Annotated in this window: 22 protein-coding genes; 11 read left to right on the forward strand and 11 right to left on the reverse strand. The window is 71.3% G+C overall.

Annotation, left to right across the window (positions count from 1 at the left end; all coding sequences use genetic code 11):
* Positions 1–134: 134 nt before the first annotated feature.
* Both LOK46_RS08940 and LOK46_RS08945 read right to left on the reverse strand, forming a co-directional pair.
* Positions 135–932: a DUF502 domain-containing protein gene (locus tag LOK46_RS08940; RefSeq protein ID WP_273563442.1), complete on the reverse strand. Its 798-nt coding sequence runs from the start codon at positions 930–932 to the stop codon at positions 135–137.
* A 110-nt stretch (positions 933–1,042) separates the two neighbouring features.
* Entirely contained in the window at positions 1,043–1,978 is a 936-nt protein-coding gene (locus tag LOK46_RS08945; RefSeq protein ID WP_273563443.1) for a sugar kinase, read from the reverse strand.
* A gap of 757 nt (positions 1,979–2,735) precedes the next feature.
* On the opposite strand from LOK46_RS08945, the gene LOK46_RS08950 reads away from it, so the two are divergent.
* The gene (locus LOK46_RS08950; protein ID WP_273563444.1) at positions 2,736–3,689 is read left to right on the forward strand and encodes a PAS domain-containing protein; all 954 of its coding nucleotides are present in this window, start codon (positions 2,736–2,738) and stop codon (positions 3,687–3,689) included.
* A gap of 222 nt (positions 3,690–3,911) precedes the next feature.
* Here the strand turns inward: LOK46_RS08950 and LOK46_RS08955 are convergent, their stop codons facing one another.
* On the reverse strand, positions 3,912–4,340 hold the full coding sequence (locus tag LOK46_RS08955; protein ID WP_012318650.1) for a MucR family transcriptional regulator: 429 nt from the start codon (positions 4,338–4,340) through the stop codon (positions 3,912–3,914).
* 741 nt (positions 4,341–5,081) lie between these two features.
* Between LOK46_RS08955 and LOK46_RS08960 the strand changes: the two genes are divergently transcribed.
* Positions 5,082–6,398 (forward strand): DUF4105 domain-containing protein, encoded by a 1,317-nt coding sequence (locus tag LOK46_RS08960; protein ID WP_273563445.1) that lies wholly within the window; start codon positions 5,082–5,084, stop codon positions 6,396–6,398.
* A gap of 53 nt (positions 6,399–6,451) precedes the next feature.
* Here LOK46_RS08960 and LOK46_RS08965 read toward each other — a convergent pair whose 3' ends face one another.
* On the reverse strand, positions 6,452–7,684 hold the full coding sequence (locus LOK46_RS08965; RefSeq protein WP_273563446.1) for a serine hydrolase domain-containing protein: 1,233 nt from the start codon (positions 7,682–7,684) through the stop codon (positions 6,452–6,454).
* Between the two features lie 329 nt (positions 7,685–8,013).
* On the opposite strand from LOK46_RS08965, the gene LOK46_RS08970 reads away from it, so the two are divergent.
* The gene (locus LOK46_RS08970) at positions 8,014–8,340 is read left to right on the forward strand and encodes a DMT family transporter (RefSeq protein ID WP_273563447.1); all 327 of its coding nucleotides are present in this window, start codon (positions 8,014–8,016) and stop codon (positions 8,338–8,340) included.
* A gap of 141 nt (positions 8,341–8,481) precedes the next feature.
* Complete coding sequence (locus tag LOK46_RS08975; RefSeq protein WP_273563448.1) at positions 8,482–9,117, forward strand: cell wall hydrolase; 636 nt, start codon at positions 8,482–8,484, stop codon at positions 9,115–9,117.
* Positions 9,118–9,171: 54 nt separating this feature from the next.
* Here LOK46_RS08975 and LOK46_RS08980 read toward each other — a convergent pair whose 3' ends face one another.
* Positions 9,172–9,456 (reverse strand): hypothetical protein, encoded by a 285-nt coding sequence (locus tag LOK46_RS08980; RefSeq protein WP_273563449.1) that lies wholly within the window; start codon positions 9,454–9,456, stop codon positions 9,172–9,174.
* 87 nt (positions 9,457–9,543) lie between these two features.
* On the opposite strand from LOK46_RS08980, the gene LOK46_RS08985 reads away from it, so the two are divergent.
* Both LOK46_RS08985 and LOK46_RS08990 read left to right on the forward strand, forming a co-directional pair.
* A complete protein-coding gene (locus LOK46_RS08985; RefSeq protein ID WP_273563450.1) occupies positions 9,544–9,735 on the forward strand; it encodes a hypothetical protein in 192 nt (63 codons plus the stop codon).
* A gap of 291 nt (positions 9,736–10,026) precedes the next feature.
* Positions 10,027–10,341: a hypothetical protein gene (locus LOK46_RS08990; protein ID WP_273563451.1), complete on the forward strand. Its 315-nt coding sequence runs from the start codon at positions 10,027–10,029 to the stop codon at positions 10,339–10,341.
* Positions 10,342–10,622: 281 nt separating this feature from the next.
* Here LOK46_RS08990 and LOK46_RS08995 read toward each other — a convergent pair whose 3' ends face one another.
* From LOK46_RS08995 to LOK46_RS09010, 4 genes are read right to left on the reverse strand one after another with little or no spacing between them, the layout of a single operon-like run.
* Positions 10,623–11,168 carry a transglycosylase SLT domain-containing protein gene (locus LOK46_RS08995; RefSeq protein ID WP_273563452.1) on the reverse strand — a complete coding sequence of 182 codons (546 nt, stop codon included), beginning with the start codon at positions 11,166–11,168 and terminating at the stop codon, positions 10,623–10,625.
* Positions 11,128–12,585: a flagellar hook-length control protein FliK gene (locus LOK46_RS09000; RefSeq protein WP_273563453.1), complete on the reverse strand. Its 1,458-nt coding sequence runs from the start codon at positions 12,583–12,585 to the stop codon at positions 11,128–11,130. Before LOK46_RS09000 ends, LOK46_RS08995 begins: the two co-directional genes overlap by 41 nt.
* A complete protein-coding gene (locus LOK46_RS09005; protein ID WP_273563454.1) occupies positions 12,582–13,829 on the reverse strand; it encodes a chemotaxis protein in 1,248 nt (415 codons plus the stop codon). The genes LOK46_RS09000 and LOK46_RS09005 overlap by 4 nt, the downstream gene beginning before the upstream one ends.
* Positions 13,826–13,966, reverse strand: a complete 141-nt coding sequence (locus LOK46_RS09010; RefSeq protein WP_273563455.1) for a hypothetical protein — start codon at positions 13,964–13,966, stop codon at positions 13,826–13,828. Before LOK46_RS09010 ends, LOK46_RS09005 begins: the two co-directional genes overlap by 4 nt.
* 12 nt (positions 13,967–13,978) lie before the next feature.
* Here LOK46_RS09010 and fliN point away from each other — a divergent pair, with 12 nt between their 5' ends.
* From fliN to LOK46_RS09030, 4 genes are all read left to right on the forward strand, one after another.
* Entirely contained in the window at positions 13,979–14,371 is a 393-nt protein-coding gene (gene fliN, locus LOK46_RS09015) for a flagellar motor switch protein FliN (RefSeq protein ID WP_273563456.1), read from the forward strand.
* A gap of 14 nt (positions 14,372–14,385) precedes the next feature.
* Complete coding sequence (locus LOK46_RS09020) at positions 14,386–15,414, forward strand: flagellar motor switch protein FliG (protein WP_273563457.1); 1,029 nt, start codon at positions 14,386–14,388, stop codon at positions 15,412–15,414.
* A gap of 104 nt (positions 15,415–15,518) precedes the next feature.
* Positions 15,519–16,580: a flagellar biosynthesis protein FlhB gene (gene flhB / locus LOK46_RS09025; protein ID WP_273563458.1), complete on the forward strand. Its 1,062-nt coding sequence runs from the start codon at positions 15,519–15,521 to the stop codon at positions 16,578–16,580.
* A 25-nt stretch (positions 16,581–16,605) separates the two neighbouring features.
* Complete coding sequence (locus LOK46_RS09030) at positions 16,606–17,160, forward strand: DUF1993 domain-containing protein (RefSeq protein ID WP_273563459.1); 555 nt, start codon at positions 16,606–16,608, stop codon at positions 17,158–17,160.
* A 66-nt stretch (positions 17,161–17,226) separates the two neighbouring features.
* On the opposite strand, the gene LOK46_RS09035 is transcribed toward LOK46_RS09030, so the two are convergent.
* Positions 17,227–19,389 carry a malate synthase G gene (locus LOK46_RS09035; protein ID WP_273563460.1) on the reverse strand — a complete coding sequence of 721 codons (2,163 nt, stop codon included), beginning with the start codon at positions 19,387–19,389 and terminating at the stop codon, positions 17,227–17,229.
* Positions 19,390–19,531: 142 nt separating this feature from the next.
* Between LOK46_RS09035 and LOK46_RS09040 the strand changes: the two genes are divergently transcribed.
* Positions 19,532–20,431: a LysR family transcriptional regulator gene (locus tag LOK46_RS09040; protein ID WP_273563461.1), complete on the forward strand. Its 900-nt coding sequence runs from the start codon at positions 19,532–19,534 to the stop codon at positions 20,429–20,431.
* A gap of 227 nt (positions 20,432–20,658) precedes the next feature.
* Here the strand turns inward: LOK46_RS09040 and LOK46_RS09045 are convergent, their stop codons facing one another.
* Positions 20,659–21,459 carry a class II aldolase/adducin family protein gene (locus tag LOK46_RS09045; protein ID WP_273563462.1) on the reverse strand — a complete coding sequence of 267 codons (801 nt, stop codon included), beginning with the start codon at positions 21,457–21,459 and terminating at the stop codon, positions 20,659–20,661.
* Positions 21,460–21,479 lie beyond the last annotated feature (20 nt).

Below are 21,479 nucleotides of genomic sequence, written 5' to 3' on the forward strand. Positions count from 1 at the left end.
GAGACCTCGCTCGGGGCCCGCCGACGCGGACATCTCAGGATGAGGGCGTCGGGTGAGAGCACCCGATCAGCCTGCCGGGAGGCGTTGCCGTGTCCCGCGGACCGGCCGACGCGAGTCTGCCCGGGCCGCCAGCCTCACGCGTCCTGCGGCTCCCGACGGGGCACCGGGCCGCCGGCCTGCTGGGCCGTCCGCAGGCTGGCCGCCATGGCGTTGAGGCGGCCCTGCGGGTCCTCCGGCTGGATCACCCCGGCCGACATCACCAGCTTGGCGGCGTCGTCGACGCTGATGGCGAGCTCCACCACCTCCGCGCGCGGCAGGTAGAAGAAGAAGCCCGTGGTCGGATTGGGCGCGCAGGGCAGGAAGACGCCGACGAGGTCGTCCGCCGGCGCCCCCCGGGCCCGCAGCGCCCCCTCGACCTCGTGGGCCGCCGGGGCGGACAGGAACACCACCGACCACGTGCCCTTCACGGGGAACTCCACGAGCCCCACCGTGCGGAACGAGGTGCCGTTGGCCGAGAACAGCGTCTCGAAGATCTGCCGCAGGCCCTTGTAGAGGCCGGAGATCACGGGGGTCCGCGCCAGCAGGACCTCGCCGAACTCGATCACCGAGCGTCCGACCAGGTTCGCCGTGAGGAAGCCCAGCAGCGTCACCGCCAGGAACGCGATCACGAGGCCGAGGCCCGGGATCGAGAACGGCAGGTAATGGTCCGGCAGGTAGCTCGCCGGCACCAGCGGCTTCACGAACGAATCGATCAGCGCGATGAACCACCACGTGATGTAGGCGGTGATGGCCAGCGGGCCGGCGACGATGATGCCGGTGAGGAAATAGGTGCGCAGCCGGCCGCGCGCGCTGACCCGCGTCTTCGGGGCGCCGCCGCCCGCCGCGGCGGCGTCGGGCTCGGGAGCCTGGATCGGCGGGGGAATCGGCGCCACGGGTGCCCTCTCGGCCGCACCGCGCGCGGCGATGACGCTGCGAGGCTCGTCCCCCGCTGGCAGAGAGGTAGCGGTTGCGCTTGTCCGCCTCAAGGGCGGCCCCGCCGCCCTCAGGCGTCCGGACCAGGCGGTCGGGCGGCGGGGACCGGCATCGCGTCCCGGGGAATCACGGCGCCGCGATGCCCGATCACCGCCCCGGCCAGGCGGTGCGCCTCGGCGGCGGCGGCCTCCGGCGCCAGCCCGGCGATGCGCGCCGCGAGGTAGCCCGCCGCGAAACTGTCGCCCGCCGCCGTCGTGTCGACGACCCGCGCGGCGCGCCCGGCCGGAACGGCGGTGTCGGCCGCGCCGTGCAGCACCCGGGCGACGGGGCCCGATGCGCCCGAGACCTTGAGCACGATCTCGGCCCGGCCGCGGTGGCGCAGCACCTCGTCCTCGCCCGCCGCGCCGAAGAGCCAGTCCAGATCCTCAGCCGAGGCGAAGATCACGTCGGCCAGGGCCAGGGCTGTGCGGAAGGCCGCCCAGGCCTCGTCCCGGTCGGGCCAGCCGCGGGGACGGTAATTGGTGTCGAAGGCGACCTGGCCGCCCCGGCTCCGCAGGCGCGACAGCGTCTCGAACAGGGCGGCGCGCCCGGTCTCGCCGTAGAGCGAGAGGCTGATGCCGGACAGGTAGACGAGGTCGTAGCGCTCCAGCTCCGCCTCCGTCTCGGCGGCGCCCGGCTCGGTGAAGAGGTCCCGGGCCGCGGCCCGGTCGCGCCAGTAGTGGAAGCTGCGCTCGCCGTCGGCATCCGTGCGGATGATGTAGAGACCCGGCATCCGGCCCTGCAGGCGCCGGACCCGGTCGAGGCCGATGCCCTCGCGGCCCCAGGCCGCCGCCATCTCGTCGCTCCAGACGTCGTCGCCCAGCGCCGTCACGTAATCCACCGCCACGCCGAGGCGCGCGAGGTAGAGCGCGGTGTTCAGCGTGTCGCCGCCGAAGCCCCGGACCAGATTCCCGTCCGGGCGTTCGGACAGTTCGACCATGCACTCGCCGATGCAGGCGACCCTCATGCGGTTCCTCCCGGTGCGCGACCCCGTCTCCCCGCATTGTTCGGCCCGACCTGTCAATCGTCCGCAGGTCCCGGCCTCGCCGGCTCGGTCCGGCCGCGCGCGGCTTCCGGAGCGCGACGATCCGCGAACCGCGCCCATCTGATCGGTATTTATATCTTCGTGCTACGATGTTCTGGCAAAAGTATCGACTTACGTTGATCTGATTCCGTATTATAGACAAATGTTCGCAATAATAATCGTAACACGCTCCTCGCGCGCTCGACAGGAATTGATGATGCGCGCTCTGCGTCGCGTTCTTCGCAGATCGCTTCAATGCCGGAGCGGAAAATCACACTTCTGAAACGCCATATAATCGAGAACGGCCCTCGCGAGAGCGGTCATGGCCGATCAGGAGTCCGTCGCGTTGCTGTCATGGCGGTGTGTGCCGAACGCGCCCAGCGGCGGGACGCGGTTGAGGATCTCGGAAATCTCACTCCGCTGCACGGCAGCAGTCGGTTCGCGATTTCGGGAACAGATCGCGCCGCACCGCCATGTCTCCGAGGGGTCTTTATCGACGCTTTCGAGTGAGATCGATAGAGATCCGAACTTGACCGAGAGAAAATTCGGCTGAATTCTGAATGTTTATGCTGGAAAAATTCTCATGGCGGGAGAGGCGAGACGGTGATACCGTTCGATCGGTGCTGAGATGTTCCATACTGCTTTAAGCGCTCTGACTTTCTCGTCGGGAGAGTTCCTGACTCTCACGGAAAGCCGAGGCGTGAGTGGTGCCTGGAGCTGGATCTTCGCGGGCGAGGAGCAGGTCTGGTCCCCCGGGTTCTACCGGCTGCTCGGGCTCGTTCCGAACGCCGCGAAGGCGCGCTACGACCTGTTGCTGAGCCTTATCCATCCGGAGGACCGTCCTCTGATGCCGGCGCTGGCCGATATCCGGCAGGGGCACGTCCCGCGCGAGGTCATCGTCCGGGTGATCCGGACGAACGGCACGGTGCGCACCCTCTCGCTGACGATGGAGGTGCGCGTCTCGGCGGAAGGGCGGCCCGTCGCCCTCAACGGCACGGCGCTCGACGTGAGCGACCGCGAGCAGCTGGCGCGCCTGCGGCAGGAGGAGCGCCGCCGGCAGAGCGCGCTCTACCTCACGGAGCATATCGCGACCTTCTCGATGGGGCTCGACCGCGTCCGGGACATCCCGTTCGCCGTGGCCCAGGTCCACGGGCTCCCGCTGGATGAGATCTGCGCCGAGCCGTATCTCCTGGTCGTGCCGGAGGAGCGCGAGGTCTTCCGGGCGGCGGCCCAGGCGCAGATCGAGCGGCGGGCGTTCTTCCAGCGAGGTGCCCACGAGCGGCTCGCCAACGGCGAGCTCTGGCACTTCCGGATCCTCACGATGCCGGTCTGGGATCCGGACGGGACCTACCTGGGCCGCTGCGGGCTCAAGTACCCCGTCCGCAACCACGCCCCGCCCCTGGTCGGCCTGCACGAGGGGCTGGAGCATTCCGTGACCGGTCACCACCTGCGGGCCGCGCGGGCTCTCCTCGACTGGTCGATGATGGATCTCGCCCAGGCGAGCGGCCTGTCGCATTCGACGGTGCGGCGTCTCGAGGAGGACAGCGAGCATCGGGGAAGCCGGTCCCGCCTGCACGCGGTCGAGGCGCTGCGCCGGGCGGGCGTCCGCTTCGTTCCCATGGATGACGGGACCCTGGCGGTCGCCCGGGTCTGAACGGCCCGCGCGGCCGACGGGCCCTCCGCGGGATCCGTCCTGCCCTGCCCCACCAGGTCGGGCCACGGACGGTCTCCGCGCCGGCCCCCGAGGGACCCCGCCTCCGGCGCGGAGACCGGAAGGAGCGGGTCGCGGGCGATCCGCCGTCAGGCGTCCCCGCGCCCGCGTGTCGCGGCGGCCCGGACGGGGCCGCCGATCCAGGGCGGTGCGGGCCGGGCCTCCTCAGGCCGCCTTGTGGCCGAGCTGGATCGCCTTGGCGATCTCCGAGCGCTTGGCGGCGTAGCCCGGGGCCACCATCGGGTAGTCGGCCGGCAGGCCGTACTTCGCCCGGTACCGCTCGGGGGTGAGGCCGTGCGCGGTGAGGTGACGCTTCAGGGTCTTGTAGGACCGGCCGTCGATGAAGCTGATCAGGCCGTCCTGCTGGATCGAGGCCTCGATCTGCGCCGCCGTCGGGCCGGTCCAGCCGGGACCGGATCCCGAACCGCCGCCCTGCAGCACCGATATGGCCGTGTGCACTTGGTCGATCAGAACCGGCAGGTCTCCCACGCCCACCGCATTCCGGGACACGTAGGCCGCAACCAGTGATGCCGTGCACTTGATCAGGTCTGTGTTCGGGTCCGAGGTCTTTTCGTTCAAATCGATGGTGTTCATGAATCCCCCAGTACCGAGAGTCGAGGCATGGAAAACGGTGCATCGATAAAGCTGAGGCTTTGATCAGCTTTTACCGCCCAAGCATGCACCAAACTGCTTCGAGTCTGCCAACATTGGCGCGTAACTATACAAAAACTGTCTATTTTGTCTACGCTTTATCTTAGGATGTGCTTTGAACACTTTCTGTTCTTGCCGGGCAACATGAGGTTGCTACGCGCGCGACCAGTCGCAAACAGTGCGCAGTTTCGGCATCCGGCCCGACAGCCTGTCGGCGATGACTTCGAACGGCCGCACGAGGACAGGCTGCGGGCGCGCGAATCAGTGGCGGAGACAGGGACCGATCACGGATGCGGCGCCGTTACGGGTCGATCGGGCCGCGATCCGCGGCCCTGTCGCCCCGCGGGTCGGGCGGCGCGCGGCCGGATCGCGGGGTCCGTGGCGGTTGTCCGCGGCCGATCCGCGGGCGCTGGCGCCCGGACCAGGCCCCGAATTAACAAAGTTCTCAGGCAAGGCGTGGATCGTGCGCCCCGGGCGCATCGCGAGACGCTCGCTTGTCGGGAGCCTCTCTCCGGCCGTGACGGCACGGCGGCATCCGTGCGAGAGGCTCGTCGACGCGCGCTTTCGAGGGCGACCCCTATGTCCGGACCCTGTGCGACCTCAATCCCGCGCGCGCTCTCCGCGCTCGAAGCGCCCGGACCGGGCGCCGCGGATGCGGTCGGCGGCCGGATGCCGCCCCTCTGGATGTTGCTCGTCGGCCGGGCCGCGGTCCGCCGCCACTGGCACCTGATCGTCGCCACCGGCCTGCTGTGGTCGTCGCTCGGCCTCCTGGTGGTGGTCGATTCCCTCGACGGCGCGCTCCACGTCCCGGACCGGTGGTTCGGCCTGATCCTCCTGGCCGAGGGCGTGAGCGCCCTCGTCGTCGGCGCGTCCGCGGTCGGCGCCGCGCGCCGCCTGCGCCTCGCCAAGGGCGCGCTGCTGTCGGTCATGGCCGTGCTGATCATGATGGCCACGCGGCACAGCACCTTCCTGCTCGCCATGATCTTCGGCGTCGCCTTCGTGGTCGACGGCCTCGTCCGGATCACGATCGCCGGCCTGCTGAAATTCTCCGGCTGGCGGATATCGGTCGCGCTGGGCGGCCTCAGCATCGCCTTCGGCCTGTTCCATCTCCAGCCCTGGCCGACCTGGTACGCCGGCACGGTCGGCTACTGCATCGGCATGTTCCTGATCCTGAACGGCGCCAACCTCGCGCTGGTCGGGCTGCGCACCCGGCGCCTGGGCACGGCCGAGCCGGCAGTATCCGCGGCCGGCACCGGCGCGGCCGGGCGCGGCAGCCTGACGGTCTATGTCTGGACGCCCACCGGGCAGGCGACCACGCCGGCCGGCCAGCGGCTGATCCGGCGCTACGTCGCCTCCGTCGACAAGGCCGGGCGGTTCTCCACCGGCCACGCGGCCCTGCAGCAGGGCGACGACCTCTACGTCAGCCACTACCCTGCGGTGGAGATCGACCGCTCGCCCGCCAATCTGCGCTCGAGCCTGCGCGCGGGCCCGGAGAACGACGTGCCCGGGCGCTTCCTGCCCTCGCACGCGGCGGAGGTGGCGGATTGGTGCCCGGCGACGGTGGCGGTGACGCTCGACGGCATCGACGCCGCCCGGCTGCGGGCGTTCTGGGCGCAGTACAGCCGCGACACCACCTACAACTTCATCAGCCGCAACTGCTCAACCACGGTGGCGCGGGCGCTCGACATCGCCGTGGAGGGCGCGTTCAGCCGCGGCGGCCATCCCTGGCGGCGGCTCGCGGCGGCGCTGACGACGCCGGAATTCTGGGCGGCGGCCTTCCTGCGCAACGGGGCGCGGTCCATGACCTGGACCCCGGGCCTGGTGCTCGACTACACGCGGGCGCTGAGCGCCCTCGTCGATCCGGCCTCGTCGGTGCCGTCGATCGCCTGGAAGCGGGTCGGGTGGCGGCTCCTGCGCAACTGGCGGGCGCGGGACCTCGCGCCCCTGGGCCCGGTCGCCCGGCAGCCCTCCGTGCCGGGAGCCGGCCCCACCGAGGCCTGATCGAGTCCCGGTCGGGCCGCAGTCCCGACCGGCTCAGGGCGGCGGTGTGCCGCTCAAGGGTCCTCGCGGGCGGCGGCGGGGCGACCGGCGGCGAGATCGCCCGCGATGGCCTGCATCACCGCCAGCGTGTCGACCTCGTCCTGCTCGGCGCCGTGGTCGCTGAGCTTCACGATCACCGTGCCGGTCGCGCGATTCACGTAGATGTACTGGCCGTAGACGCCGATCGCCGAGATGTCGTCGTCCTCGCCCCCCGGCGCGTGCCACCACTGGGCCGAGTACTGCCAGCCGTCGACGTCGCGCCGGGCCGGCGTCATGATCCGCTCGATCCAGCGGCCCGGGATGACGCGGTGTTCGCCCGACCGGCCCTGGTCGGCCACCAGCAGGCCGAGGCGGGCGAAGTCGCGGGCCGTCGCGTTGATGCAGCAGAACGCCTTCTCGATGCCGCCGGGCCGGTCGAGGTTCCAGGTGGCGTCGGCCTGGGCGCCCATCGGCTTCCAGATCCGCTCCGAGAGGATGTCGGCCAGCGGCTTGCCCTCGACCCGGGCGAGGATGAGGCCGAGCAACTCGGTGTCGATGCTGCGGTAGCGGCCCTTGGTGCCGGGCTTGAAGGCCAGGTGGGCGTTGTCGCGCACGAAGGCCGTGAGATCGCGCGTCAGGTACATCCCGGCGGTGCCGGTCAGGGGGTGCCGGGGATCGTAGTTCTCCGGCACCGCGATCCCGCTCGCCATGTCGAGGAGGTTGCGCACGGTGATCTGACCGAACACCGCGCCGTTCCGCAACTCGGGCAGGAGCGTGGAGACCCGGTCGGTCTCGGCGAGCTGGCCCCGCGCCACCGCGGCGCCGACCAGCAGGGAGACGATGGACTTCGCCACCGACCACGAGGGAAACAGCGTCTCCGGTCCGGTGCCCGCGCGCTGCCACTCGTGGATCAGGACGCCGTCCTGCAGCACCAGGAACGCGTTGGTGTGGGTCGCGCCCAGCACCGTCATCAGCGGGACCGCCTTCCCCTTCCAGGGGACGCGGTCGAGGATCGGGCGCGGCCGCACCGGCAGGTCGCTCGCCCGGGCCGGGGCCTGGACGATCCGGCTCGGGAACCACGTGCCCACCGACGACGGCTCGATGACCGCGAGCGCCGTCAGGGTGACGGGGTCGGGGACGTTGATCAGGGCGGCGGCGGTCCAGGCGCAGCCCGCGACGGCCGCGCCGCCCGCCGCCGCGATCGCGCCCCAGCGGCGGCCCCGGCGTGCGCGGGCCGGGGAATCCGGGATCGCCAAGGACGCGGTCATGCTGGGTCTGTGTCGCTCTGGATCGTCGCTGTCGCGCGCCCGGGCCCGGGGGCGGTACGGCGCGCGGTCACCATGATTAGGAGGCCTTAACGAAAGCCCCAACCGGCGCGGGGCCGGTCCGTCGCCGGCGCGGCGGCGGGGCCGGTTCGGAAATGTTCACGGATCTGTGGCCTTGTGTCCGGCGGCCGCCGACGCCCGCGGCCGTTTCGACGCGGATCCGGGCCGGCCCGGCACCGCCCTGTCTGCTCGGGCGTCCGATTCGACCCTGGTTCTACTCGCCTCGACCGCCCGACTCACCCCGCCCGCGCAGCCCGAAAGTCCGCCGTGCCATGAATCCGTACCTGATCCTCGGGCTCGCCATCGGCGCGGAGGTGACCGCCACCCTGGCGCTGAAGGCCGCCGAGGGCCTCACCCGCCCGGGGCCGACGGTGATCGTGGCCCTCGGATACGGCACCGCCCTGTGGCTGATGTCGACCAGCATGGACATGCTGCCGATCGGCGTCGTCTACGCGATCTGGTCGGGGATCGGCATGATCGGCGCGGCGCTCGGCGGCGCGTGGTTGTACGGTGAGGCGCTCAACCCGACGATGCTGGTGGGCATCGGGGTGATCGCCGCGGGCGTGACCATCCTGGCCGCCGGCCAGGGCCAGCACTGAGGCTCCGGGTCCGGGCCGGTCCCGAAACGGGACGCCCTCGCCACATCCTCGCCGCGAACGTGCCGTCAAGCTTGGCCTTCGTCCGGTCGGAGCGGAACACCGCCCGACCGGTCAGGCTGAAGGAGCACGGAGCGCGGATGCATGCGGGGTAGCGAGAGGACGAAGGTCGGTCCTGCACTGATCGTTCTGGCGGCGGCGGGCGGCCTGGGGGCCTGCAACACCGCGTCGCCGGTGCTCACGACGGGATCGATCCCCGACCGCAAGCCGCCGATGGTCGTCAGCGACGCCGAGCGCGACTGTCTCGGCCGCGCCATGTATTTCGAGTCGAACCGGAGCGACAGCGACGGGCTGGTCGCCGTCGGCACGGTGGTCATGAACCGGCTCGAGAACGCGATCTTCCCGGGCGGGATCTGCGCGGTGGTCGGGCAGCCGGGACAGTTCGCGCCGGGCGTCCTCACCAAGCCGATGCAGGAGAAGGACCTGATGAAGGTCGCCGACGCCGCGGACGCCGTCCTGGCCGGCGAGCGCCACCCGAAGGTCGGGAAGGCGATGTACTTCCACACCGCGGGCCACCACTTCCCCTACACGAACATGCACTACGTGGCCGTCGCCGGCGGCAACGCCTTCTACGAGAAGCGCGACAGGCGCACGGCCAAGCTGGAGAAGCCGGCTCAGCAGGACAAGCCGGCTCAGCAGGACAAGCCCGCCGCGCCCGCCCTGCCCGCGACGGCCCTGACCTTCGCGGCCGTACCCGCGCCGCCTGCCGCGAGCCCTTGATCGAGACGGTCCGGGTCGATCGCCGCGCCCCGGGATCCCGGCGGCGAGCGCCGGTCAGCCGGCGGCGGCATCCTCCGGGCGGATCGCCCGCAGGGTCCGGGCCTCCTGCCGGGCGGCGGCCAGCACCCGCTGCCGGCTCACCGGCTCCCGCAGCGCCTCCCACAGTCGGAGCAGCTCCAGCGTCGGCAGCGCGTCGCACTCCGGAGACGCGTCCCCGGATCCGTCCCCGGATGCGCTCCCGGCCGCGGGCCCGCACCCGGCGAAGAAGATCTCGACCGGGCGCCCCAGCGCCTCGGCCAGTCTCCCCAGCAGCGCGTCGGCCTGGGCGGTCGGGATCATGGGGAATCCTGTTTCTGCGCGGGCGGTCGAACCGGATCCTTACCTTTAAGTTGTATGCTCGGCATTCAACCAGGTTACTGCACCGCCATGTCCGACGACGACGGTTTTGACCGCATGGTGGAGGCGACCATCCTGGCCCATCAACTCGTGGCCGCGCACGGCACGGCGACGATGCAGCTCCTGTCCCGGTTGCTGCTCATGGACATCGGCACGGAGATCGCGGCGCGGCGCGACGCCGACCCGGCCGCCAACGACAATCCGGATGCCCTGGAGGACTAGCGCCCGCCTCGCCGGCGTTTTGGTCCGACCGGGTCCGGACGGAAGAGCCGGCCTGACCCGTAATCCTTGGGGCGGTGCAATGGAGCGGGCGGCAAATCTGTTGATCGGCCCATCGATCCGATCAGGCGGCATTTACAACGATGGATAACGGCCTAGCTTCTGGGTAGAAACTACCCACGAATCACGGATCCTCCGCCGATGATCGCCAAACGGGTAGCACTCGCTGGTGCGCTCCTCCTGCTGAGCATCACGCCCTCGGTTTCCCAGCTGCGCCGTCCGATGACGTGCACGGTGGAGGCGTCGACCGGTCTCGATGTCGCCGCACCCGAAGGAGCGACACCGCAGCCCCACAAGGCCCGGACATTCTCGCTGGTCTCCAGCGGCGGCCTGCTGACCGTGATCTCGGCCGGGCGCTCCGACTACTACGAGTGCCAGACGGCCTCGCCGCGGCTGAACGAGCGCACGCCGCGCAACGCGATCAAGTGTCAGAACGGCGTCTACTTCCTGCTGATCGACCTCAACAAGATGAACTTCGTCGAGGCGCAGCTCAATCCCGAGGACCGCCACGACGTCAAGGTCAGCTACGGGAACTGTCGGACCCTGTAGGGGCGTCGCCGGGCGACCTAGTCCATGTGGATCAGGACGTAGGCGGCGGCGGCCACGGCCGTGAGGGTGAGGACGACCAGCAGCGCCGTTTTCCCGGACGGTCCCTCCGGCGGGTCTGGGGCGTCGGTCATGCGGCTCCTCCAGGCCGGTCAACGGACGGGGACGGCCGTCCCCGTCCGTTGACCGGCCGGTGACGGGGCCTCTGCCGAAAGGCCCCGGTCCTTCCGTTGGTTCCCTGGCCCGCCCCGGTCCGCATGCTGCGCCCCGGCTGGCCTGGACGATCACCGGCAGAAATGCGCCGCGGCCGGTGTCCACTGGCCGAAGCCCGTCGCGACCATGTTCGCCAGGACCCGGCAGATGTAGATCTTCTGCGCCGCGTTGTTGTGCGGGCCGGCATGATAGCGCGCCACCGCCATCGTCCAGCTGCCTTCCCGCTGCTTCAGATCCCGGAGGAATTGCGTCGCGTAGTCCACGTTCGCGCGCGGGTCGATCATGGCCTCGACCGAGGCGAATTTGCCACCGTGGTAGTGGTGGTTGATCTGCATGCAGCCGAGATCGATCAGGCGCACCCCCCGGCTGCGCGCCGCGGTGAAGTGGGCGAGCACGTCCTGTGGCCCGGTCGCGAAATAGGCCGCCCCCTCGATGTTCATGGCGTAGGGCTGGAGCGAGCCGCGCTTGCCGGTCTCCGTGAGGCCGACCGCGTAGAGCACGCCGAGGGGCACGCCGTAACGGGCCGAGGCACGGCCCATCTCGGCCTCGCACACGTTCCCGGCGACCGGGGCGGCGCTACAGATAAACGCCGCCGTCGCGAGGACGTACCGTCTCATCCGTCCGCTCCCCGTCGCGTCTGCCGATCGCCGGCCGCTGCTCTGCCCGCTGCTGCTCTCCCTGCCGCTGCCCGTCCCCGCCGTGGCCCGGCCGGGCACCGCCGTCGGTGAAGGCGGGTTGGCCCTGTGACGGTGATCCTCCTGCGGAAGACCCGGCGTCGGCCGGGCGAACGGACCCGACGGTGATCTCGGGCCGGTAATGGGCCTGCTTCAGCAGTTCGGCGAGGATCGCCGAATCCCGCTGCAGCATCGCCGCCGTCTCGGGACGCGAGGCGCGCAGATGGGTCTCGAGCTGACCGTCGGTGAGCCGCAATTCCACCGTGACGATTCCGAGGTTCTCCGGCCGAAGCTGGATCTTGAGCACCCGCAGCGGCCCGTCCGGCGCCGTGGGGATCGCCGGGTCGGCGCCACCGCGCCCCTCCGGTCCGGCCGCGGCCGCGCGCTCGATCTCCTCCTTGATGGCCGCCGCGATCGCGGGCAGGGCGGCGGCGGGCTGGCCCGGATCGGACCCGGATCCGTTGCCCGCGCTCTGGACGGAGCCGCTCGGCGGCCCCCGGTGGCCGGGCGAGGCGAGGAGGATCCCGGCGGTGCCGGAGCGGGGACGGTCGTCCTCGCGCGCCGCGGGGTCCCCCGGCCCGTCGATCCCCGTCGCTGCGGCGCGGGGCGCCGCATCGCCGGATCGAGGCTCGGGATCGGTCTTGAGGGCGACCGTCGCCTTCGGCGCGGCGGCGGCGACCTTGTCGGCCAGCGCGATCCGAGCCGTCTGGGGCGCGGCGGCGGCCGGATCCGCCGATCCGCGGCGGCCGGGTTGAAGCTGCGCGTCCGCCGCGTCCGCCGGGGCCGGCAACGGGAACGTTGCCGATGCGGGGGAACGCCGGGCGGCACCGGGGAGGACGGGCTTGAAGTGAACCGCCCGGTCGAGCACCTCGACCTGCGGGGGGCTGCCCAGGGGGAGGCTGCCCGGGCTCGCCGCCTCGCCGTTCCCCACGCGGGTGATCTCCGGGAGCGCGTCGGGGCCCGCCGGAGACGCCGCGGATGGGGCCGGTCCCGGGGCCTCGGTCCCAGGTCGCGGGAGGGAGTCCGGAACGCTCGACAGGACGGCGGTGCTCAGGATCTCGGCGAGCACCGCGGCGGCGTTGCCGGGATCGACCGGTGATGGCGGCGTCCCGGGAGATGCGCCCGCCTCGGCCCTCGGGTCCTTCCCGGTGGCGCCGTCCGGTTCGTCCGCCTCACCCGCGTCGGCGTCGGATCGGGACGCGGTCGCGCGCCTCGAGACGGCGCGCAGAACCAGGTCGAAGGCGCTCCGCGCCCCCGGATCCGGCAGGGGCTGAAGGTCGCCCGCCGCAGGCTGCGACGGTGCGACGTCCCGATCGGGTGTGGGCGCGGGTTTCTGGAGCGCGGCGGAGATCGTGTTCACGGGGTCGCCTTGCTGAGCATCAGATCGATCCGGTCGATCGTGGCCTGCGCCTTCGGGATCAGGCTCGCGGGCCCGTCGGCAGGATCTGGCGCGGCCCGCGCCGGCTTCGGGACGCCGTCGGCCTCCGGCAGGCCGGGCCGGCCGGCGAGCCCCCGCCCGATCGCCTCGGCCGTCGACAGGGCCGTCTCGAGGAGGAGCAGGTCGCGGGCCGTGAGCTTGGCCCTGTCCAGGGACCGCAGCGTTCGCAGACCGGACTGGAACGTCGCCAGGCTCACGATCTCGGCGGCCGCCCGGTAGAGCTGGCCCCGGGTCGCCTCGGCGCTTCCGGGAATGCAGAGCGCGAGGGCCTTCTCGCTGGCGCGAAGCGCCGCGGCCGTCCTGCCCGCCTGGATCGCCGTCTGGGCGACCAGGAGATACAGGTCGCGCCGGCTCTCGGGCCGGAGTTCGCTCAGGATCCTGTTGAGGGTCGCGAACCGCTCCTCATCGCGGCCGATATCGAGCTGCGTCAGCTGATAGGCCAGGCGGTGCCGGAAGTTGCCCGCGTAGACCGAGTGCGGGAAGCGGCGCAGGTACTGGATCGCCAGCGCCTCGAACTTCTTCAGGTCGCCGATCTGACCGAGGGTGAAGATCTCGCGGCGCAGGGCGCCCTCCTCGGTCAGGGTTCCCGGCAGCAGCACCCGGACGCGATCGAGCAGGGCGATCGCCCGGACCGGCTGGTCGGCCACGGCGAGCGACGCCTGCGTCAGGCCGACGGCGCCCGCCAGCGTCGGCGGCAGATCCGTCGTGTCGACATCCTGGAGCAGGCGCCTCGCCTCGGCTTCCCGTCCCTCGACATAGGCGAGCGCGCCGCGCGCGAGCGTCGCTTCGGGCTCACCGAGGCCGTCCTGCGCCGTCAGCCGTCGCAGCACGGCCGGACCGCCGCCGCTCAGGGCGAACGTGATCGCCGACCGGAGATTGTTCCGGCGGCCCCAGATCTCGGGTGGGACGGCCAGGAGATCCGCGTTGATGCGGGCGATCAGGAGCGGCTGGCTCTCGTGGGCGGCCAGGGAGCCGGCGGCGACCCGATCCTGCAGCAACTGGAGCGTCCGCACCCACTGCACCGGGTCGCCCGTCGGCGCCCGCGCCTCGGCGGCCGGCCCGGCCGGAGGTCCGGGCGCCGGCTCCGCGGCGACGGGGCCCGCTCTCCCCGCGATGAGCAGGCCGAGCGCGGCCGCCACGATCCGCCCGATCCGGGAAGCGCTCATCCCGGAGATCCCTGCAGGAGAATCTCGATCCGGCGGTTCTCCGGAGCCTTCGGATCCGCGGCGTTGCGCGGCACCCGGTCCGCGGCGCCCTCGACGCGCCAGATCCGCGCTTCGTCGATCCCGGCCCGGGTGAGCATGTACGACGCTCGATGTCATCCCCCTCAGAACAACCGAATACCGAGTCCGGACAGGGAGGCGGTCACAGCGAGAGCCTGTTCACGCGGATCGAGGCCCAGGCCGAAGGGCAGCGGGTGCACGACGAGCGCCTGGGCAGCGGCCGGAACCTCGACTCGATCCTGCGGATCCCGGTCCTGATGCAGGTGGTCCTCGGCTCGGCCACGATGCCGGTCTCCAACCTGATGAAGCTGGGACGCGGCGCGATCGTACCCCTGGATCACCGCGTCGGCGAACCGGTCGACGTCGTGGTCAACGGCCGCGTCATCGCCCGCGGCGAAGTGGTCGTCGTCGAGGATGACAACTCGCGCTTCGGCGTCTCCCTGACCGAGATCGTCGGCCCCGCTGCGGCCGACACCAACGGCTGACGGGGCGGATCATCATGGCCGCAGGCTCCGTGACCAAGGTTGGTCGGAAGGTTCTCACGCCCGCCGAGGAAGTCGCGGCCGTCCTCATCGCGATGAGCAAGGGCTCGGCGAGTCGACTGGTCAAATACTTCGACACCGGTGAGCTGAAGCAGATCACCCGGGCGGTCTCGCAGCTCGGGCCCGTCCCGAGGCCGCAGCTCGAGGTCATCGTCGAGCAGCTGGCCGCGTTCTTCGCCGACGGTGCGAACCTGATCGGCACCGCCCGCGAGATGGAGAAGCTGCTCGAGGGCGTGCTTCCCCCCGAGCAGATCGCCGACATCATGGCCGACGTGCTCGGCAGCGGGGAGCGCTCGATCTGGGACCGCATCTCCAACGGGTCCGAGACCGCCCTGGCGGGCTACCTGATCAAGGAGCACCCTCAGACCGCGGCGCTGGTGCTGTCCAAGGTCAAGCCGGCCTGCGCCGCCAAGGTGATGGCGCAGCTGCCGGCGCCGCTGCGCAACGGCATCATGCGGCGGATGCTGACGTTCAAGCCGATCGTCGACGCGACCATGAAGATGATCGAGCAGACGATCCACGAGGACTTCATGATCAATCTGGCGCGCAATGCCGCGGCGGATACCCATTCGCGCATGGCCGACATCGTCAACAAGATGGAGCGCCAGAGCATGGAGGAGGTCCTGGACAACCTCACGCAGACGCGGCCGAAATCGGCCGAGATCCTGAAGAGCCTGCTCTTCACCTTCGACGACATCATCCACATGACGCCGCGGGCGCGGACGACGCTCTTCGACCAAGTCCCGCACGAGAAGGTCATCCTCGCCCTCAAGGGCACGAACGGGCCGTTGCGGAACGTCGTGCTCAGCGCGCTGACCGCCCGCGCCCGGCGCCTGGTCGAGCACGAGCTGGAGGGGGGCGAGCCTGCCCCGCAGCGGGACGTGCTCGAAGCGCGTCGCGCGATCACCGACCAGGCCCTGGAGATGGCGGCGCGCGGCGAGATCGAACTCACCCCGGCCGACTCGGATGAGACCTACTTCCGCTAGCGCCGTCCCCGGCCGGGGACGGCTCCCGGGCCCCGGTCCGACCGACACGTCCCGCCGGGCCGGCCGGCGCAGGGCCGTCGGTGGCCCGGGATCGGGCCACCGCGATGTCTGAGGACAAGGAGAGCAAGACCGAGGCGGCGAGCGAGAAGAAGATCAGCGACGCGATCGCGGAGGGCAACACGCCGTTCTCGCGCGAAGCTCCCGTCTTCGCCTCCATCCTGGGATTGCTGGTCTTCCTCGTCTTCGTGGCGCGGGATCAGGGGCTGCCCTTCGTGCAGAGGCTCGCGCTGATCCTGGAGCAGCCGCGCAACTTCAGCGTGGAGACGAGCCACGACGCGATGCGCCTCGTCCACGCCCTCGCCCTGGAGATGGGCCGGTTCCTGCTGCCGATCCTGGTCATCCTCCTCGTGGCCGGCATCGCCGCCTCGATCTTCCAGAACGCACCGCGCGTCGTGTTCGATCGAATTCAGCCGAAATGGTCCCGCATCTCCCCTGCCGCCGGCTGGAATCGGCTCTTCAGTCTGCAGGGACTTATCGAGTTCGGGAAAAACCTGTTCAAGTTCTTCGCGATCGGCGGCATGTCCTACATGGTCCTGCACGCGGACCGCCACGAGATCGTCAATGTCATGTTCGTGGATCCAGTCGGGTTGCCCGAATTCCTGCTGACCCTGTCGGTGCGCCTCGTTTCGGCCGTCAGCGTCGCGACGATCGCGCTGGTCGCCGGCGACCTGGTCTGGACCCGCGCGCGCTGGCAGCGCGATCTGCGGATGTCGCGGCAGGAGGTGAAGGACGAGTTCAAGCAGCTCGAGGGCGACCCGCTCGTGAAGGCGAAGATGCGCTCGCTGGCGCAGGACCGGTTGCGCAAGCAGATGATGGCGGCGGTGCCCCGCGCCACGATGATCCTGGCGAACCCGACGCACTACGCGATCGCGCTGCGCTACGACCAGAGCGAGAGCGACGCCCCGATGGTGCTGGCCAAGGGGGCCGACCTGATCGCCCTGCGCATCCGCGAGATCGCCGAGAAGCACCGGATCGAGGTCGTCGTCGACAAGGCGCTCACCCGGGCGATGTACGACCATGTCGAGGTCAACCAGGCGATCCCGTCGGAATTCTACCGGGCGGTGGCGAACCTGCTGGTCTACGTGATGACGCGCAAGCGCCGCTGACCGGCGCGGAGGCGTGGCCACGGCGTTGACCGATCTGCTCGTTCCGACCTACCGGCAGATGCTGCGGACCTTGGCGGGACTGCTCGACAGGGCTCTCGAGCAGAGGCCGGACGCGGCGGAGGAGCTCCTCGCCGCCCGTCTCGCGCCGGACATGCTGCCGCTCGCCTCGCAGATCCGCTTCGCGGCGTTTCAGGCTCAGGAGGCGGTCTACCGGCTCACCGGGCAGGCGCTGCCCGGCTGGCTCGTGCAGGTCGCCGCCGAGGGCTGGGACGTACGCGACAGGCCCGGCACCGTCGCGGAGGCGAGGGCGCGGCTCGAGCAGGCGCTCGCCCGCCCGGACGCGCTGGAGCCCGCCGCCCTCGATGGCGGAGCGGCCCTCGCGATCGCCCTCGATCTTCCGGACGGCCTCGCCTTCGAGCTGGCGGGCGAGGCCTGCGCGCGGGACTGGGCGCTACCGCAGTTCTATTTTCACGCGGTCAGCGCCTGCGCGATCCTGCGAACCCGGGGCATCGCCATAGGCAAGGCCGATCACGTGCCGCACATGCTCGCGTATCGCCGGGCCGGCGGGGCGCAGGCCTGAGCGAGGCCGCCGGGGCGGAACCCGGGACGGATCCCGGGGCGGGGCGCCCGGGATCCGGGAGCGGCCTCAGGCCGCCCGAGCGTGGGCGTCCAGGCGCTTCGCCTCCCGGCGGAACCGGTGCAGCACGAACTCGGTGTAGCCGTTCGGCTGGCCGGCGCCCTCGAAGACCAGGGCCTCCGCGGCGCGGAAGGCCGGCCCGTCGAAGCCCGGGGCCATCGGCCGGTAGGCCGGGTCGCCGGCGTTCTGGCGATCGACGATCTCGGCCATCCGCCGCAGGGCCGCGGCGACCTGCGCGCGATCCACGATCCCGTGGCGCAGCCAGTTGGCGATGTGCTGGCTGGAGATCCGCAGGGTGGCGCGGTCCTCCATCAGCCCGACCTCGTGGATGTCCGGCACCTTGGAGCAGCCGACGCCCTGGTCGACCCAGCGGACCACGTAGCCCAGGATCCCCTGGCAGTTGTTGTCGAGCTCCTCCCGCACCGCCTCCGGCGCGAACGCGCCCTCGGCGAGCGGCAGGGTCAGCATGGCGGCGCGGGTCGCGGGCGCCCGGCCGGCGAGGTCTGCCTGGCGGGCGCGGACATCCACCTGGTGGTAGTGGAGCGCGTGGAGCGTCGCGGCGGTCGGGGACGGCACCCAGGCGGTGTTGGCGCCCGCCTCCGGGTGGGCGCCCTTGGCGTCGAGCATCGCCGCCATCCGGTCGGGGGCCGCCCACATGCCCTTGCCGATCTGCGCGTGGCCCGGCAGGCCGCAGGCGAGGCCGGCATCGACGTTGCCGTCCTCGTAGGCCTTGATCCAGGCGGTCGCCTTCATGGCGTCCTTGCGGACCACGGGGCCGGCCTCCAGCGCGGTGTGGATCTCGTCGCCGGTCCGGTCGAGGAAGCCGGTGTTGATGAAGAACAGCCGGTCCGACGCCGCGGCGATCGCCGCCTTGAGGTTCAGCGTCGTGCGCCGCTCCTCGTCCATGACGCCGATCTTGAGCGTCCGCGGCGCGAGGCCGACCAGCGCCTCGACCCGCCCGAACAGCGCCACCGCGAAGGCGACCTCGTCGGGGCCGTGCAGCTTGGGCTTGACCATGTAGACCGAGCCGGTCCGGCTGTTGCGGAGCGGACCGGTGCCCTTCAGGTCGTGCAGGGCGATCAGCGCGGTGACGGCCGCGTCGAGGATCGTCTCGGGGATCTCGGCGCCGTCGAGGGTCACGGCGTCGGTGTACATGTGGTGGCCGACATGCCGGACCAGCATCAGCGACCGTCCCGGCAGGGTCAGGCGCCCGCCGTCGGGGGCCGTGAAGGTGCGGTCCGCGGCGAGCCGCCGCTCGACCGTGCGGCCGCCCTTGGACAGGGTGGCGACCAGGTCGCCGCGCATCAGGCCGAGCCAGCTCCGGTAGACCGCGACCTTGTCGGCCGAGTCCACGGCCGCCACCGAATCCTCCATGTCCATGATGGTCGAGAGGGCGGCCTCCAGCACCACGTCGGCGATGCCGGCCGGGTCGGTGCGGCCGATCGGGCTCGTCCGGTCGATGACGACCTCGATGTGCAGGCCGTTGTGGCGCAGCAGGAGCGCGGTCGGCGCCGCGGCGTCGCCGGTGTAGCCCGCGAAGGCGGCCGAGCCGGTCAGGCCGGCGCTGCGGCCGGCGCCGAGATCGGCGGCGAGGCGGCCGTCCGTCACTGAGAAGCCCACGGCATCCGCCCAGGAGCCGACGCTGAGCGGCGCGGTCGCGTCGAGGAACGCCTTGGTCCTGGCCACGACGGCGGCGCCGCGGACCGGGTTGAACCCGGTGCCGGGCGCGCGGTCGCCGTCCTGCGGGATCGCGTCGGTGCCGTAGAGGGCGTCGTAGAGGCTGCCCCAGCGGGCGTTGGCGGCGTTCAGCGCGTAGCGGGCGTTGGAGATCGGCACCACGAGCTGCGGCCCGGCGATCGTGGCGATCTCCGCGTCCACGCTCTCGGTGGTCACCCGCACGGTCTCGGGCTCCGGCTGCAGGTAGCCGATCCGCGTCAGGTAGGCCGCGTAGGCCGCCGGGTCGTGCGGCGCTCCGCGATGGTCGCGGTGCCAGGAATCGATGTCGGCCTGGAGGCCGTCGCGCCGGTCGAGGAGCGTCCGATTGTGCGGTGCGAGATCGCGGACGATCGCGGCGAAGTCCGACCAGAACTGGCCGGCCGAGAGGCCGGTCCCCGGCAGCGCTTCCTCGGAGAGGAAGGTGCGGAGATCCTCGGCGACGACGAGCTTCGACATGGCGATCCTCGGGGATGCGTGGCGACGCGCGTCAGAAAAAATCGAACGCGCCGTGAAAAATTTTTGATGTCCCCTCGATAGATCGCTTGGCATCCGCGAGAAAGGCGGCAAAAGGGATTTGATTTTTTCCGCAGCGTTGAGAATGCACGACCAGAGCGACCTTGAGATCTTCGCCCGGGTGGTCCGCACCGGCAGCCTCACCCAGGCCGGGTCGGAGCTCGGCCTGTCGGTCGCGGTGGTCTCGAAGCGGCTGAAAAGGCTGGAGGAACGGCTCGCCGTGCGCCTGCTGCATCGCACCACGCGGCGCGTGGCGCCGACGGATGTCGGGGCGGCCTTCTTCGAGCGGATCGCCCCGATCGTCGACGCCATCGCGGAGGCCGAGAGCCTCGTGTCGCAGACGGCGACGCGGGCCCGGGGGACGCTCCGGGTCACGGCACCGAGCTCCTTCGGGCGCCTGCACATCGTCCCGCATCTGAGGGCCTTCTTCGCCCTCCATCCCGGCATCGTGCTGAACTTGGAGCTGAGCGACGATTTCGAGTCGATCGTCGAGCGCGGCTACGACCTCGCGATCCGGGTCGGCGCGCTGGAGAGTTCCGGGCTGACGGCGGTGCGCCTCGCGCCGGTGCAGCGGGTCCTCTGCGCGCGGCCGAGCTACCTCGACGCGACCGGGCGGCCGCAGAGCCTCGATGACCTGCGCGGCCATGTCTGCCTCGCCACCGAGAACCAGAATCCCTGGCGGCTGGTCGGGCCTGAGGGCCCCTGCACGGTCGGCGCGTCGGGGCCGCTGCGCACCCATTCCAACGAGGTGGTGCGCGAGGCCGTGATCGGCGGCCTCGGGATCGCGCTGCGCTCGACCTGGGACGTGCACGCGGAGCTGCGCGACGGCCTGCTGGAGGTGGTGCTGCCGGCCTACGCGGCGGCGGCCTCGGCGGGCATCTTCGCGGTCTACCCGAGCCGGGCCTTCGTGCCGGCCAAGACGCGGGCCTTCATCGCGTTCCTCAAGCAGACCTACCGGTCGAGCGGGGCCTGGGCGGAGGGGTGAGGCCCGTGCTGCGGCGTATCGCTCCTACAGGATATGAGATGTCCGTTGGACGTCTCATACCAACGCCTGTCGATGCGTGCGGGACCGCCGTCCTTGCGAGCGGAGCGAAGCAATCCAGGGAAGCGCCACGCTTACCGATCGCGCGCTGCCCTGGGTCGCTTCGCTGCACTCGCGATGACGGAGAGGGGCGCGTCGACCGAACCGGTCAGCTGGCGACCGATCCGCCCTCAGCCCTGCGCGAAGTCCGGATCGGTCCGCGCCAGCATGCGCTTGAACGCCGCCCACTCGTTGTCGGGCGCCCCCTGGACCACGACGCGGTCGTAGCCGGCGGCGTACTGCCCGGCGGTCTTGGTGGCGATGGCGGAGGACGGCCGGATCACCGGCGCGCCCGCCGCCTGGATCGCCAGCTGCGCCCGGCACGAGCGCTCCATGTTGTGCATCAGCCGGAACGCCTCGCCGACCGTGCGCCCGCAGGTCAGCAGGCCGTGATTGCGCAGCACCATCACGGGCTTGTCGCCGAGATCGGCCACCAGCCGCTCCCGCTCGTCGAGGTCGAGGGCGATGCCCTCGTAGGCGTGGTAGGCGACGCGCCCCGTGAACTGCATCGACCACTGGTTCAGGGGCAGGAGCCCCTCCTCCTGGCAGGAGACCGCCACGCCCGCGACCGTGTGGGTGTGCAGCACGCAGATCGCGTCGTGGCGCGCGGCGTGGATGGCGCTGTGGATCGTGAACCCGGCCGGGTTGATGCCGAGCCTCATCGGATCCTCGAGCACCTTCCCGTCGATGTCGACGGTGACGAGGTTCTCCGGCGTCACCTCCTCGAAGCGCATCCCGTAGGGGTTGATCAGGAACCGGTGCCCGCCGCCCGGCAGCCGCGCCGAGATGTGGGTGTAGATGCTGTCGTCGAGGCCCAGCCGATGGATCAGCCGGTAGGCGGCCGCGAGGTCGACGCGCATCGCGCGGATCGCGGCGTGATCGGTGGGGCCCGTGTGCCGGTCCGCGTCGATCGACTGTGTGGCTGCGCTCATGCGACGGCTCCCTGCCGGTC

It is taken from the genome of Methylobacterium sp. NMS14P (assembly GCF_028583545.1).
Taxonomy (GTDB): domain Bacteria; phylum Pseudomonadota; class Alphaproteobacteria; order Rhizobiales; family Beijerinckiaceae; genus Methylobacterium.

Bases quoted from the DNA above. Each gene is read 5' to 3' on its own strand.
- LOK46_RS08985 (WP_273563450.1), top strand. From the start codon at position 9,544: ATGTCCGACGACGACGGTTTTGACCGCATGGTGGAGGCGACCATCCTG.
- flhB (WP_273563458.1), top strand. From the start codon at position 15,519: ATGTCTGAGGACAAGGAGAGCAAGACCGAGGCGGCGAGCGAGAAGAAG.
- fliN (WP_273563456.1), top strand. From the start codon at position 13,979: ATGTCATCCCCCTCAGAACAACCGAATACCGAGTCCGGACAGGGAGGC.
- LOK46_RS08945 (WP_273563443.1), bottom strand. From the start codon at position 1,978: ATGAGGGTCGCCTGCATCGGCGAGTGCATGGTCGAACTGTCCGAACGC.
- LOK46_RS09005 (WP_273563454.1), bottom strand. From the start codon at position 13,829: ATGAGCGCTTCCCGGATCGGGCGGATCGTGGCGGCCGCGCTCGGCCTG.
- LOK46_RS08975 (WP_273563448.1), top strand. From the start codon at position 8,482: ATGCGGGGTAGCGAGAGGACGAAGGTCGGTCCTGCACTGATCGTTCTG.
- LOK46_RS09010 (WP_273563455.1), bottom strand. From the start codon at position 13,966: ATGCTCACCCGGGCCGGGATCGACGAAGCGCGGATCTGGCGCGTCGAG.
- LOK46_RS09040 (WP_273563461.1), top strand. From the start codon at position 19,532: ATGCACGACCAGAGCGACCTTGAGATCTTCGCCCGGGTGGTCCGCACC.
- LOK46_RS09045 (WP_273563462.1), bottom strand. From the start codon at position 21,459: ATGAGCGCAGCCACACAGTCGATCGACGCGGACCGGCACACGGGCCCC.
- LOK46_RS08965 (WP_273563446.1), bottom strand. From the start codon at position 7,684: ATGACCGCGTCCTTGGCGATCCCGGATTCCCCGGCCCGCGCACGCCGG.
- LOK46_RS08995 (WP_273563452.1), bottom strand. From the start codon at position 11,168: ATGAGACGGTACGTCCTCGCGACGGCGGCGTTTATCTGTAGCGCCGCC.
- LOK46_RS08955 (WP_012318650.1), bottom strand. From the start codon at position 4,340: ATGAACACCATCGATTTGAACGAAAAGACCTCGGACCCGAACACAGAC.
- LOK46_RS08970 (WP_273563447.1), top strand. From the start codon at position 8,014: ATGAATCCGTACCTGATCCTCGGGCTCGCCATCGGCGCGGAGGTGACC.
- LOK46_RS09035 (WP_273563460.1), bottom strand. From the start codon at position 19,389: ATGTCGAAGCTCGTCGTCGCCGAGGATCTCCGCACCTTCCTCTCCGAG.
- LOK46_RS08980 (WP_273563449.1), bottom strand. From the start codon at position 9,456: ATGATCCCGACCGCCCAGGCCGACGCGCTGCTGGGGAGACTGGCCGAG.
- LOK46_RS08960 (WP_273563445.1), top strand. From the start codon at position 5,082: ATGTTGCTCGTCGGCCGGGCCGCGGTCCGCCGCCACTGGCACCTGATC.
- LOK46_RS09020 (WP_273563457.1), top strand. From the start codon at position 14,386: ATGGCCGCAGGCTCCGTGACCAAGGTTGGTCGGAAGGTTCTCACGCCC.